15 protein-coding genes, 1 tRNA gene and 1 pseudogene are annotated in these 16,245 nt (G+C 63.8%); 10 read left to right on the top strand and 7 right to left on the bottom strand.

All coding sequences use genetic code 11. The features are described from left to right. The first annotated feature begins 27 nt into the window (after window positions 1-27). On the top strand, window positions 28-1,203 hold the full coding sequence (locus tag EV664_RS02625) for an acyl-CoA dehydrogenase family protein (RefSeq protein ID WP_133494101.1): 1,176 nt from the start codon (window positions 28-30) through the stop codon (window positions 1,201-1,203). 28 nt (window positions 1,204-1,231) lie between these two features. Further along, entirely contained in the window at window positions 1,232-2,155 is a 924-nt protein-coding gene (locus EV664_RS02620; RefSeq protein ID WP_133494100.1) for an SDR family NAD(P)-dependent oxidoreductase, read from the top strand. A gap of 265 nt (window positions 2,156-2,420) precedes the next feature. Here the strand turns inward: EV664_RS02620 and EV664_RS19130 are convergent, their stop codons facing one another. Continuing rightward, entirely contained in the window at window positions 2,421-2,645 is a 225-nt protein-coding gene (locus EV664_RS19130; protein WP_162848738.1) for a hypothetical protein, read from the bottom strand. A 140-nt stretch (window positions 2,646-2,785) separates the two neighbouring features. Between EV664_RS19130 and EV664_RS02610 the strand changes: the two genes are divergently transcribed. The 6 genes and pseudogenes from EV664_RS02610 to EV664_RS02585 form a co-directional block, all read left to right on the top strand. Beyond that, window positions 2,786-3,268 (top strand): MarR family winged helix-turn-helix transcriptional regulator, encoded by a 483-nt coding sequence (locus EV664_RS02610; protein WP_025549995.1) that lies wholly within the window; start codon window positions 2,786-2,788, stop codon window positions 3,266-3,268. Continuing rightward, on the top strand, window positions 3,265-5,247 hold the full coding sequence (locus EV664_RS02605; RefSeq protein ID WP_133494099.1) for an FUSC family protein: 1,983 nt from the start codon (window positions 3,265-3,267) through the stop codon (window positions 5,245-5,247). The genes EV664_RS02610 and EV664_RS02605 overlap by 4 nt, the downstream gene beginning before the upstream one ends. Further along, entirely contained in the window at window positions 5,244-5,456 is a 213-nt protein-coding gene (locus tag EV664_RS02600; protein WP_133494098.1) for a DUF1656 domain-containing protein, read from the top strand. Before EV664_RS02605 ends, EV664_RS02600 begins: the two co-directional genes overlap by 4 nt. Before the next feature lie 10 nt (window positions 5,457-5,466). Continuing rightward, window positions 5,467-6,375, top strand: coding sequence for an HlyD family secretion protein (locus EV664_RS02595; protein WP_133494097.1), 909 nt, complete (start codon window positions 5,467-5,469; stop codon window positions 6,373-6,375). Between the two features lie 2 nt (window positions 6,376-6,377). Next, the gene (locus EV664_RS02590) at window positions 6,378-7,814 is read left to right on the top strand and encodes an efflux transporter outer membrane subunit (protein WP_211338443.1); all 1,437 of its coding nucleotides are present in this window, start codon (window positions 6,378-6,380) and stop codon (window positions 7,812-7,814) included. A 28-nt stretch (window positions 7,815-7,842) separates the two neighbouring features. Next, window positions 7,843-8,063 (top strand): annotated as a pseudogene (locus EV664_RS02585) (IS1380 family transposase); the annotation flags it as partial. Window positions 8,064-8,879: 816 nt separating this feature from the next. On the opposite strand, the gene EV664_RS02575 reads toward EV664_RS02585, so the two are convergent. From EV664_RS02575 to EV664_RS02550, 6 genes are all read right to left on the bottom strand, one after another. Then, window positions 8,880-8,955 (bottom strand) — tRNA-Glu (locus EV664_RS02575). A gap of 69 nt (window positions 8,956-9,024) precedes the next feature. Next, window positions 9,025-10,788 carry a single-stranded-DNA-specific exonuclease RecJ gene (gene recJ, locus EV664_RS02570; RefSeq protein ID WP_133494096.1) on the bottom strand — a complete coding sequence of 588 codons (1,764 nt, stop codon included), beginning with the start codon at window positions 10,786-10,788 and terminating at the stop codon, window positions 9,025-9,027. Between the two features lie 126 nt (window positions 10,789-10,914). After that, complete coding sequence (locus EV664_RS02565; protein ID WP_373287478.1) at window positions 10,915-11,604, bottom strand: 2OG-Fe(II) oxygenase; 690 nt, start codon at window positions 11,602-11,604, stop codon at window positions 10,915-10,917. Between the two features lie 83 nt (window positions 11,605-11,687). Continuing rightward, window positions 11,688-12,530, bottom strand: coding sequence for an RcnB family protein (locus tag EV664_RS02560; protein WP_133494095.1), 843 nt, complete (start codon window positions 12,528-12,530; stop codon window positions 11,688-11,690). A gap of 93 nt (window positions 12,531-12,623) precedes the next feature. Continuing rightward, entirely contained in the window at window positions 12,624-13,175 is a 552-nt protein-coding gene (locus tag EV664_RS02555) for a (2Fe-2S)-binding protein (RefSeq protein ID WP_133494094.1), read from the bottom strand. A gap of 23 nt (window positions 13,176-13,198) precedes the next feature. Next, on the bottom strand, window positions 13,199-13,960 hold the full coding sequence (locus EV664_RS02550) for a class II aldolase/adducin family protein (RefSeq protein WP_133494093.1): 762 nt from the start codon (window positions 13,958-13,960) through the stop codon (window positions 13,199-13,201). Between the two features lie 68 nt (window positions 13,961-14,028). Between EV664_RS02550 and EV664_RS02545 the strand changes: the two genes are divergently transcribed. Together EV664_RS02545 and EV664_RS02540 are read left to right on the top strand one after the other, a co-directional pair. Beyond that, window positions 14,029-14,814 (top strand): enoyl-CoA hydratase-related protein, encoded by a 786-nt coding sequence (locus EV664_RS02545; protein WP_133494092.1) that lies wholly within the window; start codon window positions 14,029-14,031, stop codon window positions 14,812-14,814. Between the two features lie 210 nt (window positions 14,815-15,024). After that, window positions 15,025-16,239: an efflux RND transporter periplasmic adaptor subunit gene (locus EV664_RS02540; RefSeq protein WP_133494091.1), complete on the top strand. Its 1,215-nt coding sequence runs from the start codon at window positions 15,025-15,027 to the stop codon at window positions 16,237-16,239. Window positions 16,240-16,245: the final 6 nt, after the last annotated feature.

Raw genomic sequence — 16,245 nt, 5'->3', positions numbered from 1 at the left:
CCGCACCCATATCCGGGGGAGAGCGACATGACAGCCATCACTAGCCCGACCGCGCCACAGCCGCATGCGGACCTGGACCCGCTCACAGACGCCGACTTCCGCGCGGCGGTCCGGAACTGGATCGCCGCCAGCTATCCGCAGAACCTGCGTAGTCCCCCCAAACGGTTGCACGCTGCAGAAGCCATGCCCTGGTACAGGATCCTGTCGCAGCAGGGCTGGCTGGCGCCTGGCTGGCCGCGCGAATATGGGGGGATGGGACTGTCGCCCTCGAAGCTGCTGATCATGATCGAGGAAATGGAACGCTATGGTTGCGCCCGACTGCCTGATACCGGACTGACCATGGTAGGTCCTCTCCTGATCGCCCATGGAACCGATGCTCAACGCGCCTACCATCTGCCGAAGATCCTCTCGGGCGAAATCATCTGGTGTCAAGGCTATAGCGAACCCGATGCCGGCTCCGACCTGGCGGCGCTCCGTACCTCCGCTGTGCGCGAAGCCGATCAGTGGGTAATCAACGGCCAGAAGGTCTGGACGACGCTGGGCATGGACGCGCAATGGATTTTCGTGCTTGCCCGCACGGATCCTCAGGCCGCCAAGCAAAAGGGCATAAGCTTCTTCCTGGTGCCGATGGATATGCCCGGCGTAAAGGTGCGTTCGATCGTCAACATCGACCTGCACGACGAATTTGCAGAGGTCTTCTTCGACGATGCCCGCATTCCCGCTGACGCGATTGTCGGCGAGGTGAACGAGGGTTGGACCATCGCCAAGAACCTCCTTGGCTTCGAACGCCTGTTCCTGGGCTCGCCAAAGCAATCAGAAGGCGCGCTCGGCCATCTCGAGCGGCTTTGCGACCATCTGGGGAAGAGCGGCGACCATGCATCGCTCCTCAACGGATTGCGCATGGAACTCGAGGACCACAAGTCCTTCTACACGAGCTTCGCAGACAAGGTGCGACGCGGCGAAAGGCTCGGTCCCGACGTTTCCATGCTCAAGATCAACCAATCCGCGCTCTACCAGAAGATCACAGACCGCATCATGGACGTTGCCGGGGAACTGGGAACACTTGCCGGACAGTTGCCGGACACGCCGACGCTCTATCCTGGCAGCGTCTTCCTTCAGGCACGCCCGACGTCGATTTATGGCGGGTCATCCGAAATTCAGCGCAACATTGTTGCCAAGCAAGTGCTCGGTCTCGGCCGATAAGGCAGCCTGTTCAAGGAGGAAGTACGAAATGACAGTGGGTTTGGGACTTGAGGGCAAGGTTGCGGTCATCACGGGAGCGGGCGGCGGGATCGGTCGCGGCATCGCGCTGGAATTCGCCAAGGCGGGCACCCGCGTGGTGATCAACGATATCGGCGTATCACTGGGAGGAAGCGGCGAGCGCTCCAGCGCACCCGCGGAGGAAACCCGGGCGATGATCGAAGAGATCGGCGGGCAGGCGGTCATCTCGAGCGAAAGCGTGTCCGAATGGCATGCCGCGCGCCGCACCATCGAGATGGCCATGGACAGCTTTGGCCAGGTGGATGTGGTGGTCAACAATGCCGGCATCCTTCGGGATGTCATCTTCCACAAGATGGATCCGTCCGATTGGGAAGCGGTGATCAATGTCCACCTGAATGGAAGCTTCTACATGAGCCGTGCGGCGGCCGAGCCGTTTCGGGCCCAGGGTGGCGGCGCTTTCGTGCATATGACCAGCACCTCGGGGCTGATCGGAAATTTCGGTCAGGCGAATTATTCCGCGGCCAAGCTCGGTATCGTCGGCCTTTCGAAATCAATCGCTCTGGACATGAGCCGGTTCGGCGTGCGCTCGAACTGCGTCGCCCCCTTCGCCTGGAGCCGGATGACAAGTTCCATTCCTGCAACGACACCGGAGGAACAGGCGCGTGTCGAACGCATGAAGCGCATGACACCGGAAACCAACGCGCCGCTCGTCGTCTTCCTGGCCTCGGCGGCGGCAGAGGGTGTTACCGGGCAGGTCTTCGCAGCGCGTCTCAACGAGCTGTTCCTGTTCAACGCCATGCGACCGATCCGCAGCGTCCAATCGGGAGGTGGCTGGACGCCGGCCCTGATTGCAGAACGCGCCCTGCCTGCCTTCCGCGCGGCTTTCACCCCGCCGGAGCGTTCGGGTGACGTCTTCTCTTGGGATCCGATCTGAGGCACCGGGGCAGAAGACAACCGACGGGGCTTCCCCGGGCTTATCGAAGGGACGGTCCCGACGGCAGGAAACACTGGAGCTTATCAAGCAGAACATCGTCATCGTCGCCGGCAAAATCGGTCAGGCTTGCGGATCGATGTCGTTGAGCTTTGCCGTGGCAATGAGGCTCATCATGACGGCGGTGCGCTGACCGCCGCGGTCTGAACCGGTGAAGAGCCAGGATTTTCAGCGCAGGGCAAAGGCTGATTCGTTGTGCACCCCCTTTTCAAATGTCGGAAAATAGCGATTCCTGGTTGTCGTCTTGGGCGCGACACGGGATTGGGCGCGCCAGTTTGGCCTTGATCCACTCGTCTTCGAGGTCGCTGGAGCGGATTTGATAGGGCGCGTAGCGCATGACCTGCTCGGCGGCGATATGCCATTCCTGATGAAGCGTTGGATCTTGACGTGCGGGACTCCGAGTTTGGCGGCCGCGTCCCACATCGTGAGCCATTCGCCGTTCTTGTCAGAAGACCGGTAACCCCTGATCTTGCGCACCGCATGGCTCATTGGCGTGTTCAGCCTGCCCAATTTAATTGTTAAGGCAATGATTGTATATTGAACGTAATCGGATGATGGACTAGGTAGCCGCGCATGCCCTGCGACCGATCCAGAACCAGCCCCGTCGCGCTTTTTGAACTCACGAACGCTTTGCAGCCGATCCGGCGTGTCTGGGTTCAGGCAGTCAGTCTCGCACTCGCCGACTTCGGACTTCCCGCATCGCTCATTTCGGCGCTCATTCTGGCGTCCCGTCATGGAGACAAGGGTGTCAGGCAGAACGCGCTGGCCGAGGAAGTCGGGGTCAATCCTGGCGGCATGGTGCGCATTCTCGACCAGGCCGAAGCCGCCAACCTGCTCGAGCGGCGCGATTCTCCCGACGACCGGCGCATCAAGACGATCCATGTCATGCCGAAAGGTCGTGACCTTGCAAGGAAGATGGAAAAGGCGGTCATGCGGCTCCGCGACGATCTCCTTGGTGATCTTCCTTCGCAGGACATCGAAACGACGACGCGCACGCTGCGTTTGTTCGAGGAACGGATCGGTCAGTTCCTGCAGCAGACGCGGACGGGCCGATGAAGGTCAGCGCCGATCAGCTGATCTTCTCTGTTAAGCTGTTCGTCGCGGGCATGATCGCATTCGCGATAGCGGTGCGGATCGGCCTGCCCAATCCTTACTGGGCACTTGTCACCTGCTGCGTCTGCATGAACCCCATGAGCGGGGCGATCCGGTCGAAGGCCGTCTATCGGTTCACCGGAACTTCCTGCGCCGGCTTCGTCACGCTTGCCATGGTCGCGCTATTTGCGAGCGCGCCGCTGCTGCTGATCGCGGCGTCGGGAATCGTGGCAACCCTGGCGTTCGGTATTTCTTTCCTCGACCGCACGCCGCGCAGCTACGGCTTCCAGCTTTTCGCGATCACGCTCATGCTGGTGGCGGTCGCCGGTGTGGATCATCCGGAGATCATGTTCGATACCGTTGTGGCGCGGGTCAGCGAAATCACCCTCGGCATCCTCGCGACGACCCTCGTTGACGGCGTGATCGCTCCGCATTCTCTTGAAGGTGCGCTACGCGCGCGCCTGCATCGCTGGCTGCCCAGCATCGAGACCTGGGCGAAGGATGTCCTTGATGGCCATGAGGCGGACGCCCAAGGAGAGCATGACCGGCTAAAGACGCTGGCCGACATCACATCCCTGTCACAGCTGACCGGAGCGCTGCGCTACGATCCGACGATCCATCGCGATGACCTGCGGCACGCGCTCGCGATCCAGCAACGCCTGCTGCGCATGGTCCCGCTCCTTTCCGCGATCGGCAGCCGCATCGCGGGCCTTGGCGAAGCGGAGCGCTTGGCCCTCCGACCCTCTCTCGCCACGGCCAGGGCCGATCTCGATGCCGGTACGGAACCGCCACCCGATCTGGCCGATGCCGTGCGCTCGCTTCCGCTCGATGCCAGTGACGCGCGCGCGTGGCAGCAGCTCGTTCATGATGCGCTGGCCGACATGCTGACCGAAATGCTGACGCTCTGGAGCGAAGTTTCGCGGATCGAGGCGGCGTTGAGCGGAAAGGCGAAGCTTGCGCCCGCGCTCGCGCGAACAGTCAGCGAGACGCGGGCGTTTCCGCTCAACCCCGACATTGATCACGCTGCCCGGATCGCGGCGGGAATCCTCGTAACCTACGCCCTCCTCTGCGGCCTCTGGTATGCGACGGGCTGGCATCAGGGCGCGAACGCCGTCCTGTTCAGCACGATAGCGCTGGCCTTCTTCGGCGGCGGCGACGAGCCTGGCCGAGCGATCGGAATGTTCGCGCGTTTCGCCCTGCTAGCGACCCTGCTGGCGGGGATCCTGTGCTATGGCCTGCTCCCGCTCGCTGCCGATTTCGCGACCTTTGCGATGATGATGGGCCTGTTCATGCTGCCGCTGGGCGTCTGGGCGGCCGTCAGTCCGATGGCGACGCTGATCCTCGCCTTCGGGCTCAGCAACATCAATCTACAGGGCCATTATTCGCCGCCCGATTTCGGAACCTTCGTCGAGGCGAGCGTCGCCAGCATGCTGGGCATATTCACCGCCATTCTCGGCGCCGGCCTGTTCCGTACCTGGGGCGTGCAGCATCAGCTTCAGCGCGTCCTCCGCATCGAAGCGCGCGAGATCGCGCGGCTGAGCCGGTCGCCCAGCCGACGGTTGCGGGACAGCTATGTCCAGCGGGCGCTCGACCGCATTTCGGTGGTGACGGCGCGCCTTGCCGCAGCCGGGCAGGTCGAGCGGAGCGCCGGCCTGCTCATCCGGCTGCGGGTCGGCGCGAACGTCGCCGACCTGCGCTCGATGGGCAACGCGCTTCCTGCCGATGGGCGGCAGGCGACGGATCGGGTTCTCGATCAACTCCGCAGCGAGTTCGACAAGCCGCAGCCGTCGTCCCGTCTGCTCGCGCTCATCGACGAAGCACTTGATGCGCTCTGGCCGGGAGATGGTTCGCCCGGCGCTCGCCCCGACCGCGCCATTCATGCCTTAGCGGGTCTGCGCATCGCCCTGTTCGAGCGCGCGCCGGCCTGGGTACCGGCGACATGATCGGCGAAATCGACATCGCGGGCGTGTTCGTTTCGCCGCTGCTCCTCTGCGCGATCCTCGGCTTCGCGATGCGCCTGCTGCTGTCGCGGGTGCTCGAGTCCATCAGCTTCTACCGCCTCATCTGGCAGCGCCCGCTGTTCGACACCGCCCTGTTCCTCATCCTGACCGGCACCGCCTTTCTGGCTCTACGCCTTGTCACCGCATCCTGAAGTGCCCGCCATGACCCTAGATCGCGATACCCTCCTCCGCCTGCTCAAGCCCTTGCTCACCCTGCTGGTGGTGGGTGCGGGCGTGTTCGTCTTCTGGCACCTCTATAATTACTACACCTACGCGCCACAGACGCGCGACGGGAAGATCAGGGCGGATGTGGTCCCTCTCGCGGCAGACGTGTCGGGCCGGGTCGAGCAGGTCCACGTTCGCGACAACCAGGTGGTCAGGCGCGGCGACATCCTGTTTACCATCGACCATGTTCGGCTGCGCAATGCCGTTGAGCAGGCCGAGGCCGCTGTCGCCACGGCACGGGCAACGTTGAACGCCGCCGAACGGGAGAACCGCCGCTATCAGGCCCTCTCTGATATCGTCTCGGGGCAGCAACGTGACGACCGCCGCTCCACCGCCGAGGAGGCCCGCGCACGCTATGCCCAGGCGATCGCTGATCGCGATCTCGCCCGCATCAATCTGGCGCGCGCCGAGGTGCGTGCGCCGGTCAACGGCATCGTCACCAATTTCTCGCTCCGTCCCGGCGCCTATGCCGCCGCCGGGCAGCCCGTGATGACGCTGGTCGATTCCGACAGCTACTACGTTGCCGGTTATTTCGAGGAGACGAAGCTTTCGCACATCCGCCCCGGCGTCCGCGTCACGATGCGGGTAATGGGCGAGGATAGGCCGCTTTCTGGCCATGTTGAAGGCCGATCGGCGGGCATTGACGATCGCGAACGGACGACCGCGTCCGGAACGCTACTCGCGAATGTCAATCCCACCTTCAGCTGGGTCCGTCTTGCCCAGCGCATCCCTGTGCGGATCGCCATTGACAAGGTGCCGCCCGGCATCGATCTGATCGCGGGCCGGACGGTCACCGTGACGCTCGATGGCGCGGGAAATGCGCTCGGCCCCGGTCGGAGCGAATGACGATGGGGCGCTTCGGAACGAAAAGGCCGCTCGGACTGATGGGCGCGCTGATGCTCGCTGGCTGTGGCACGGTCGGTCCCAGCTATCGCGCACCGCCCTTGCCCGCAGGGATCGCGGATCGGCCCGCGAGCTTTGCCGAAGGAAAATCGCCCGCCTATTCGGCTGAACCCTTGCCTCAGCGCTGGTGGCGCCTCTACGCCGTTCCCCAACTGGATGCGCTCGTCCAGGAAGCGATCGAGGCCAACACCGATCTCAGGGTCGCGGCGGCCAATCTCGAACGCGCGCGCGCGATCGTCCAGGAGGTCGAGGCCAGTGCGGGCGTCGAGACTTCCGCGGCGGGCGGCGTAACGGTGGGCGAGACGTCCAATCTCGGTCTCAGCTCGCCCAACGGGACCCATGCGACCTTCGACGCCGGCGTCGGCATATCCTATGAACTCGACGTCGTGGGCCGGATTCGGCGCACGATCGAGGCCGCGCAGGCTGATGCGGAAGCGCAGGCCGCCGCCTATGACCTTGCGCGCACGACGGTCGTGGCCGGAGTGGTCGGCGCCTATGGAGATGCCTGCGCCGCCGGCGCGCGAATGACCGTTGCCCGCCATTCGGTCGAACTGCAGCGGCAAAGCCTCGCGCTCACCGAAAGAGGCGTGCGCGCTGGCCTCTACACGCCGCTCGACGCTACCCGCTCGCGCGCGCTTCTGGCTCAGTTCGAGGCAGCGCTGCCGCCGATCGAGGCAAGCCGCAAAGCTGCACTATACAGCCTTGCCGTGCTGCTCGGCCGGACGCCCGAAGATTATCCGCCTGATCTTGCGACCTGCCGGATCATCCCTTCCGTCGACCGCCCCCTGCCGATTGGCGACGGTGTGGCGCTGATCCGGCGCCGGCCCGACATCCGCGAAGCTGAACGCCGGCTCGCGGCTGCGACGGCGCGCATCGGCGTGGCGACGGCGGACCTCTATCCGAGCGTCAGCCTCGGCGCATCGCTCGGCACGACCTCGCGGAGCGTGGGCGGGCTGGTCGACGATTCGGCGTTGCGGTTCAGCTTCGGCCCGCTCATCTCGTGGTCCTTCCCGAACCGGCGCGTCGCCAGGGCGCGGATCGCGGAAAGCGATGCAGCGGCGCGCGCGACGCTGGCGGCATTTGACAGCAGCGTCCTCGCAGCTCTCCGCGAAACCGAGACGGCCCTCAGCGCCTATGCTCGCGATCTGGACCAGAATGTCAAGCTCAGGGTCGCGCGCGATGAGAGCCGGAGGGCTTCCGCGCTACAAGCCCGGATGACTCGGGGCGGTCTTGGAACGGGTCTTGAACTGCTCGACACGCAGCGAAGCCTTGCCACAACCGAAGCGGCGCTGGCGGCCTCGGATGCGTCCATCGCCTCGGATCGCGTTCGGCTGTTCCTTGCGCTCGGCGGCGGCTGGGAAGGAGGGATGGCGGGGCCGTGATGGCCGAGCCTTCGCGAAGCGTACGCTCGGCCTGCCCACCAACGCCGTGCTGCGCGCCGATCTTGAGATCGTCACGGTTGCCGATGCCTGTGCGGTCAGGCGGGCGAAGGCGCAGCATCCGGTTCTGCGCAATTATGCCGAGACCTCTACGGCGCCAAAAACTGGGCATGCCAGCGCCGCGTCCTCGCCCGCATCGAGGCCAGCACGATGGGCATGGACACCCTCGCGATGGCGCAGCGGCTTGGTACAGTGCGGCAGGCCGAACTTGCTGCCAACCTTGACCCCACCCAAAGCCGGCACCGTGCTGTCGGCACGACGGTCTGGGGGGCAGGGGGCATTTCGCCCGAGATCGCCGGGCTTCTCGCCGCTGTGGGAGGCTGGGTGGGCCATCGGCTCGCCCTCCTCACGACGCGCGGGGCGTTCGACAGCCCGCCAACAGTCTCCGCTCTTGAGCGAACTCCTCCAACACGTCGAGGCGGATTTTAGTGTAACCTGCTATCCGGGCTCCGGCGATTAAGTGCTCGACCGCGCATAACCCAGCCAGCCCCCCCCTCGCGCGCGAGGACGACATAAAGGCGTTTCATTTCGGCAATTTCGTGGTCCACCATCCTAAGTGCGACGCAGCCATCGATTTGCTCGTTTCGTTCGGCCAAGAGCAACCGCCCGCGAGGCGGCGCATACTTCCCCGGCAGATTCGCGAACTCTGCCTCATGCCTTGATAATCGAGGCTGACGCTTGGGCTGGCGATATATTCACGCCAAATCTCAAACACCGAGGCTGCATCATCGGGAAAGATCGCGTGTCCAATGGTCGCCATAGAAAACTGCCTTCGTCAAAGATCATGGCAGCAATGGACCGGTCTATTCCGGAACGGCGGAATGCCGCCGCAACGGTGAAGGATGAGGCGCAAATTGCCAAATTAACAGAGCAAGATTGGTCGAATGTGGTCTCGTTATGTTCCGAACGATACCATCAGAACCCGCGAAAATTGTGGGAACGCCTGTGGTATCGAATTTCGAGATTCCTAAAATTATCACGCAAAATCAACGCGATAAATCGCTTGACTGGTGACCCCTACGGGAATCGAACCCGTGTTTCAGCCGTGAAAGGGCCGCGTCCTAGACCGCTAGACGAAGGGGCCATGCCGAAGCGTGGAGGCGGCGAATTAGGAGAAGGAATCGGATCGGTCAACAGTTGTTTTGCAAAAAAATTACTCGGCCCATGCAGCGTCATCGATATGGAGCTCCGCAGCGGGGCGGGAGGCCCAGTCGTCGATCTTTGCCCGTCCGGCCAGCCAGAGCTTGCGATGCTTCGGCGCCCCCAGCAAAGCGAGGCCGAGCGGGCTTTCCGCCTGACGGAATGCCATCGCCTTGATGCTGCGCCCGTCATCGCCGGCGACGATCGCGCGGACATGATTTGCGCCTACCACATCGGCGCGGACGATCCGCACCGGCCCGGCGGCGACGCGCGGCGAGGGCCAGCCCATGCCATAGGGACCGCCCGATTCCATCGCCTCGACCAGCGCGGGATTGACGCCGCCCGGCGCGAGCACGGCGTCGAGCAGCAGCGCCCGGTCGCGCATCGCGGCGCGTATGCTGTCGGCAAGCCAACTTTCGAGGAATGCGGCAAATTCGCCGATCGAATCCTCTGCAACGGTGATCCCCGCCGCCATCGCATGGCCGCCGCCCGCGATCAGCAGGCCGCTATCCTTCGCCGCCAATATGGCCGCACCCAGATCGACCCCTGCGATTGAGCGGCCCGATCCTTTCCCCACGCCATTCTCGTCAAGCGCAATCACGATGGCAGGTCGTCCGAATTTTTCCTTCAGCCGCCCGGCGACGATGCCGATGACGCCGGGGTGCCAGCCTTGTGCTGCGACCACCGCGACGGCGCGTTCGCCCATTTGCGCGCACAGCGCTTCAGCGCCCTCCTGCACCATCGCTTCGATCGCGCGGCGCTCCTCGTTCAGCCGGTCGAGTTCGGCGGCGATGGTCCGAGCCTCCTCTGCATCCTGCGTGGTCAGCAGCCGCACGCCGAGATCGGATTTGCCGACCCGCCCCCCCGCATTGATGCGCGGCCCCAGTGCGAAGCCGAGATCGGTCGCGGTGGGCGCGCGGGTGAGGCGCGAGGCTTCGATCAGCGCGTTCATGCCGATATTGCGGCGCTGCGCCATGACCTTCAGCCCCTGCGCGACAAAAGCGCGGTTGAGGCCTTTGAGCGAGGCGACATCCGCCACCGTACCCAGCGCGACCAGATCGAGCAGGTCGAGCAGGCGCGGCTCCGAACGGCCCTTGAAAAAGCCCCGCCCGCGCAATTCGCGCAGCAGTGCCGCGCCGAGCAGAAACGCAACGCCGACCGCCGCGAGATGGCCATGCGCGCGCCCCTCCGCCTCATCGAGCCGATTGGGGTTCACCAGCGCATGGGCATAAGGCAGGGCAGTGGCGCATTTATGATGGTCGACGACGATGACATCGACCCCGGCCTCGCGTGCCATGTCGAGCGCTTCGAACGCCTGCGCGCCGCAATCGACGGTGACGACCAGATCCGATCCCTGCTGCTTCAGCCGCACCAGCGCTTCGCCCGAGGGGCCATAGCCTTCCATCAGCCGGTCGGGGATATAATAGCCCGCCGCAACGCCCAGATCGCGCAGCAGGCGGATCAGCAGCGCGGCGGAGGTCGCGCCGTCGACATCATAATCGCCGAAGACAGTGATCGTCTCGCCCGCGCGAATCGCATCGGCGAGGCGCGCCGCCGCGCGGTCCATATCGCGAAAGATCGACGGATCGGGCATGAAGCCGCGAATGCTCGGTGCCCGGTGCGCGTCGAGCTCCTCACGCGGGCACCCGCGCGAGAGCAGCAATTGCGTCACCAGATCGTCGGGCGCGAAGCCGGGGTCGCGCGCATCGGCCGCCAGCCCGCGCCACGCCCAGCGCTGGCCGAGGATCGATGTCGTGATGTTGAGAACGCTGTCCATATCTTTTCCCGGAGCGGCAAGGATGCGCGAAGCCGTTCGCCGCGATTCCTCACGCCATTATCTGTCGAAGGGCCGCAACGGTGCGGCTGAAATGCATGGTGAAGCGAGTGAGCCCGCCGCTGCGCGTCAGCGAATCCAGGCGCCTTCGCGAAACCATTTGGTCACGATATATTTCGTGCCCTTCGTCACCGCGACCCCTTCGTGCAGAGTATTTTCATTCGGGCTGCCATCGGGCGCCATATTGTTCCAGATGAGCAGCAGGCCGCGCTTCGGCTTTACCCGCATGCCGATCTGCGGAAACCAGGTCGAACCGCCCTCTTCGACATGGTTGAGATAGATCATCGCAGTCCAGGTGCGCTGCCCGCCCTGCGCCTTCATATCTTCCCAATAGCTTTGCGATTCGTGAAAGAAATCATGATGCGCGCGAAATTGCTGCCCCGGCGCATAGCGCTGGCCCTGCAGCGTCTCGCCATTTTCTTCCGGGATTCCGAGCAGCATCGACAGGCGCTGTTCGATGGGGTGAATGTCAGGGGACCAGCGGTCCATATCGCTGCTGTCGCTGGTGCGGAAATACGGGTCCGAACTATCCGAAAGCAGGGTCGAGCGACGGCTTTTCGCGTCGATCTTCTCCATCAGCATGTCGCAGTCGCGATCGCTGAGATATTCGGGAATATAATAGACCTGCGCGCCGGTGACCTTCGCCTTTTTGGCGGCCGGATTGGTATCGAGGCGTGCGGCGACCTGTTGTCCGATGCGCGCGCGAAGCGGAGAAGCGTTGCCGTGACGGCTGGTGCGGGGCGATGTTTTGATACTCACGGCCGGTATTTCTGCAAAGCTGCCCGATAAATGCAAGAGGCCCGATTCCTCCCGCGCGAGGAACCGGGCCGAACCCGCGTCGCTTACCAGAAAATGTCGTAGACCGTATCGACGACGATCCCGGAGCGAAGATCGACGAGCAGCGCGTCATTATAGTAGCGGACCCAGCGATAGGGACCGTAAACGGGCGGCAGGCGATAATATCCCGGATCGCCGATCCAATAGCCGGAATTGTAGAGAACCGGGCCGATCACCACACCGATTCTGAACCGGCGATAGCCGCCGTCCCAGCCGCGCGGCGCATAATAGCGCGGCAGGTGATAGATATGTCGGTTGCGCGCGCGATAATTGCGCCAGTCATAGCGGTCGTTGCGCCGCCAGCCATTGTCCCAGCGTGCGCCGTCATGGCGGACATTGCGCCAGTCATAGCGCTGATCGCGCGAATCGTTCGACCAGTAGCGCCGCCGATCGCCGCGATCGTCGCGCCGGTCGTCCCGTCGTTGCCAGCGATCATCCCGGCGATCGCCGCGATCCGGGCGTGCCGCCTCTATCGGACGGGGCGAATCATTGGTCATATTCCAGCGCCGGTCCTGCGGCTGAGAAGGGCGCCGGTCGCGCTGGTCGTCGCGGTCGCGCCATTCGCGCCGGTCCGGAGCACGTTCCGCCGGATTGCGCAGATCGGGCGGAGGAGGGGCAGTGCGCTGCTGCTCGCGCTCGCGCAGCCATTCATCTGAGCCTGGGCGACGCCCCTCGCGGTCGAAACGGCGATCCGTCCGCTGCTGATCGCGATTCCAGCCCGGGCCTCGTTCGGCATCGCGCCGCTGCATGTCGATAGAGCCTCTGCCTTCGGTACGTTGCGCGGCAAAGGCCGCGACCGGAACCAGCGCCGTGACAGCGAACAAGGCCACGAAAATCCGATTTCTCATTTTCTTTCTCCGCCGGCCCGCGCCCATGCCGGTGTCCGTGAGCGGAATATGAAGCGCAACCGGTTAGCCATGTCTGAATTGCGCTGAAAGCAATCAGTCAGCTTCAGCCGCCTCGGCCCGGATCGCGGGGACGCTGCGCGCGGCTTCGGCCGGGCCGGTTCCGGGACGCGGCGGCGGCGTCACCCGCTCATCGCCACGCGCAATCCGTGCCGCCTGACGAATGGCGGCGGTAAGTCGGGGATAGATGCCGCAACGGCACAAATTGGTGATCGCCTCGGCAATCTCGGAATCGCTCGGATCGCGCTTTTCGCGCAGCAGCGCCGATGCGGCCATTACGATGCCCGGTATGCAATAGCCGCATTGCGGCACGTTCGACGCGATAAGCGCCTGTTGCACCGGATGGCTGCGATCCTGGGAAAGCCCCTCGATCGTGGTGACGAAGGTCCCCTCGATCTGCGCGATCGTCACCTGGCACGAGCGCACCGCCTTGCCGTCGATATCGACGGTGCACGCGCCGCACTCACCCGTTCCGCAGCCATATTTTGTCCCGGTCAGGTTGGACGCATCGCGCAGCGCCCAGAGCAGCGGCGTTTCGGGGCCCATGTCGTAAGCGACCGGCTGATTATTGACCGTAAAGCGCGTCATGTCCCGGCTCTACCGCCCGCGCCTTAATCGCGCCAGCTTTTGTCGGTCCGGTCGACCAGCCGGACCATCGCCTCGAAATCGGCCTTGCCCGGACCGCCCGGCACCTGCGCCTTGGAAAGGTCGCGTTGATGCACCGCAACCACGTCATCCGACACGGTGAGCGGGGTGCCGAGCGACATGGTAGCGATCTGGATCTCGCAGGCGCGTTGCAGTGCCCAATGTTTGATGAACGCCTCCGGCACGCTGCCGCCCATCACAAGGATGCCGTGATTTCTGAGCAGCATGGCACGCTTTTCACCCAGATGCGCGATCAGCCGCTCGCCCTCTTCGGCACGCACCGTGACGCCTTCGAAATCATGATAGGCAATCTGCCCGGCGAAGTTGCAGGCATAGAAATTGGTAGCGCGCAGCCCGCCCTCGACCGAGCTCACCGCCATTCCGGCGGTGGTATGGGTATGCGCAATACAATGGACATCGGGCAGATGGCGATGAAACACCGAATGCTGGGTGAAGCCGGCAAGGTTCACCGGATAGGGATTGTCGTCGAGCTTATTGCCGTCAATGTCGATCTTGACCAGATTGGAGGCGCGCACTTCGCTGAAATGCAGGCCGAAGGGGTTGATCAGAAAAGCGCCTTCCTCGCCCGGCACTTTCAGCGTGATATGGTTGTAGATCATTTCCGACCAGCCGAGCATGTCGAACACCCGGTAACAGGCGGCAAGCTCCTGACGAGCCTGCCACTCCTCTGCGCGCATCGTGCTTTTTTCGCTTGCCATGGTCGCCATCATCCGCTCCGTCCGATAGTGTTTTGTTGAATCAGAAATATAGCAAACTGCCGGAGGACGCCAAAGGAATGAGCGACGATCCTATCCTGATCCGCGAACATTGCGGCGATGTACTTCGTCTGACCCTCAACCGGCCCGACCGGTTGAATGCCGCGCCGCCCGAAATGTTCGACCTGCTGCGCGGTGCAATGGCTGAGCGGGACGGCGCGCGCGCGATCTTGATTGAGGGCAGCGGCAGGGCCTTTTGTTCGGGCGCTGACGTCGCCGGCGGCAGCGGCAGTGCCGAGAATCCCGAGGCGGCGGTGCGTGCCGCGCTGACCGAGCATTACAATCCGACGATTCAGGCCATTTTCGATTCGGAGGTTCCGGTCGTCACTGCGGTGCGCGGTGCTGCGGCCGGGATCGGGTGCAGTCTGGCGCTTGCCGGTGATTTCTGCATTGCGGGCAGATCTGCTTATTTCCTTCAGGCGTTCGTCAATATCGGGCTGGTACCCGATGGCGGCGCGAGCTGGATCCTGCCGCGGCTGGTCGGCCGTGCCCGTGCGATGGAAATGACCATGCTCGGCGAACGCATATCGGCGGAGCGCGCGGTGGAATGGGGCATGATCCATCGGGTGGTGTCTGACGATGTGCTGGCGGACGAAGCGCTCGCGCTGGCGCAGCGGCTGGCGGCGGGGCCGACCGTCGCATTGGGTCTTATGCGCCGCGACATCGGCTTTGCAATGGAACATGGTCTTGCCGAGGCACTGGCCCATGAGGCCGAAAGCCAGTCGCTTGCACGCGGAAGCGCTGATTCCGTCGAAGGGGGAAAGGCGTTCCTGGAAAAGCGCAAACCTGATTTCAGGGGAAAGTAAAGGCCCTAATTGGTATTGTGAACGCGAACGTTTCGTATTAACTGACCCCGAATGCTGCATTGCGAAAACGAATCATGCGACGGGTTCGCTATGCTGCTACGATATTGCAAATAACTTCCATCGCGATTGCGCCGACGCGTGATCGCTGTGTTTTGATAGAGGTTTACGCCCTTGCTACGTCATCATTCAAACGTCCGTTTCGCTCGCCGCATGCCTGCGGGCCGGTGGATCGGCGCGGTCGCAGCCTGCGCTTTGCTGGCGTCATGCGGCGGCTCCGAGGAGCAGGCAGGACAGGGCGGACCGGCAGGGCCGGGCGGCGCGCCGATGACCGTCGGCTATGTCACCGTCGATCAGACGAGCGTGCCGATCGTGGCTGACCTTGCGGGGCGGACCAGCGCGTATGAAAGCTCTGAGGTGCGACCGCAGGTTTCGGGCGTCATTCGCAAGCGCATGTTCGAACAGGGTTCGATCGTCCATGCCGGGCAGACCCTGTACCAGATCGACTCCGACCCCTATCAGGCGAGCCTGAGCGAGGCGCAGGCCAATCTCCAAAGCGCGCAGGCGACGCTGGAGGCAGCGCAGGCAAAGGCGGATCGATACAAGCCGCTTGCCGATATGGAGGCGATCAGCCGGCAGGATTATACCGATGCGCGTTCGCAGGCGCGTCAGGCGGCGGCGGCGGTCGCACAGGCAAAGGCGGCGATCCGCACTGCGCGGATCAACCTCAACTATACGACGGTTCCGGCACCCATCACCGGTCGCATCGGTCGTTCGATCGCGACGGTCGGCGCACTGGTAACGGCAAATCAGGCCGATCCGCTGACGACGATTCAGCGGCTCGATCCGATCTATGTCGATATCAATCAGTCGAGCAGCGACCTTCTCTCGCTTCGCCGCGCGCTCGCCAGTGGCGATACCGTGCCGTCCAAGGCGAAGGTGCGGCTGACGCTGGAGGATGGCGAGGATTATGGCCGGGTCGGGACGATCGATTTCACCGAACCGGTGGTCGATGAAAATACCGGCACAGTGACGCTTCGCGCGACCTTCCCCAACCCCGAAGGATTGCTGCTGCCAGGCATGTATGTCACCGCCCATATCGCGCAGGCGATCGAGCGTGACGCATATCTCGTCCCGCAACAGGCGGTGACTCGCGATCCCAAGGGCAATGCGACGATTCTGGTCGTCGGTCCGGACAACAAGGTCGTGCCGCGCAACGTAAAGGCGCCCCGCACACAGGGTGCCTTCTGGGTCGTTACCGACGGGTTGAAGCCCGGCGACAAGATCATCGTTCAGGGAACGGCAAAGGTGCGGCCGGGTCAGCCGGTCAAGGCGGTGCCTGCCAATACGCCGGAAAAGCTGACCAGCGGCCAGCCGAAACAAGGCGGCGGGACTGAATCCGGCGCCGCAAACGGCAACAAGGACTGATCCGCC

The sequence above is a fragment of the Stakelama pacifica genome, assembly GCF_004361835.1.
Lineage (GTDB): Bacteria > Pseudomonadota > Alphaproteobacteria > Sphingomonadales > Sphingomonadaceae > Sphingomonas > Sphingomonas pacifica.
Note: the sequence above shows the minus strand (reverse complement) of the source record. Positions and strands in the feature narration are given on the sequence as shown.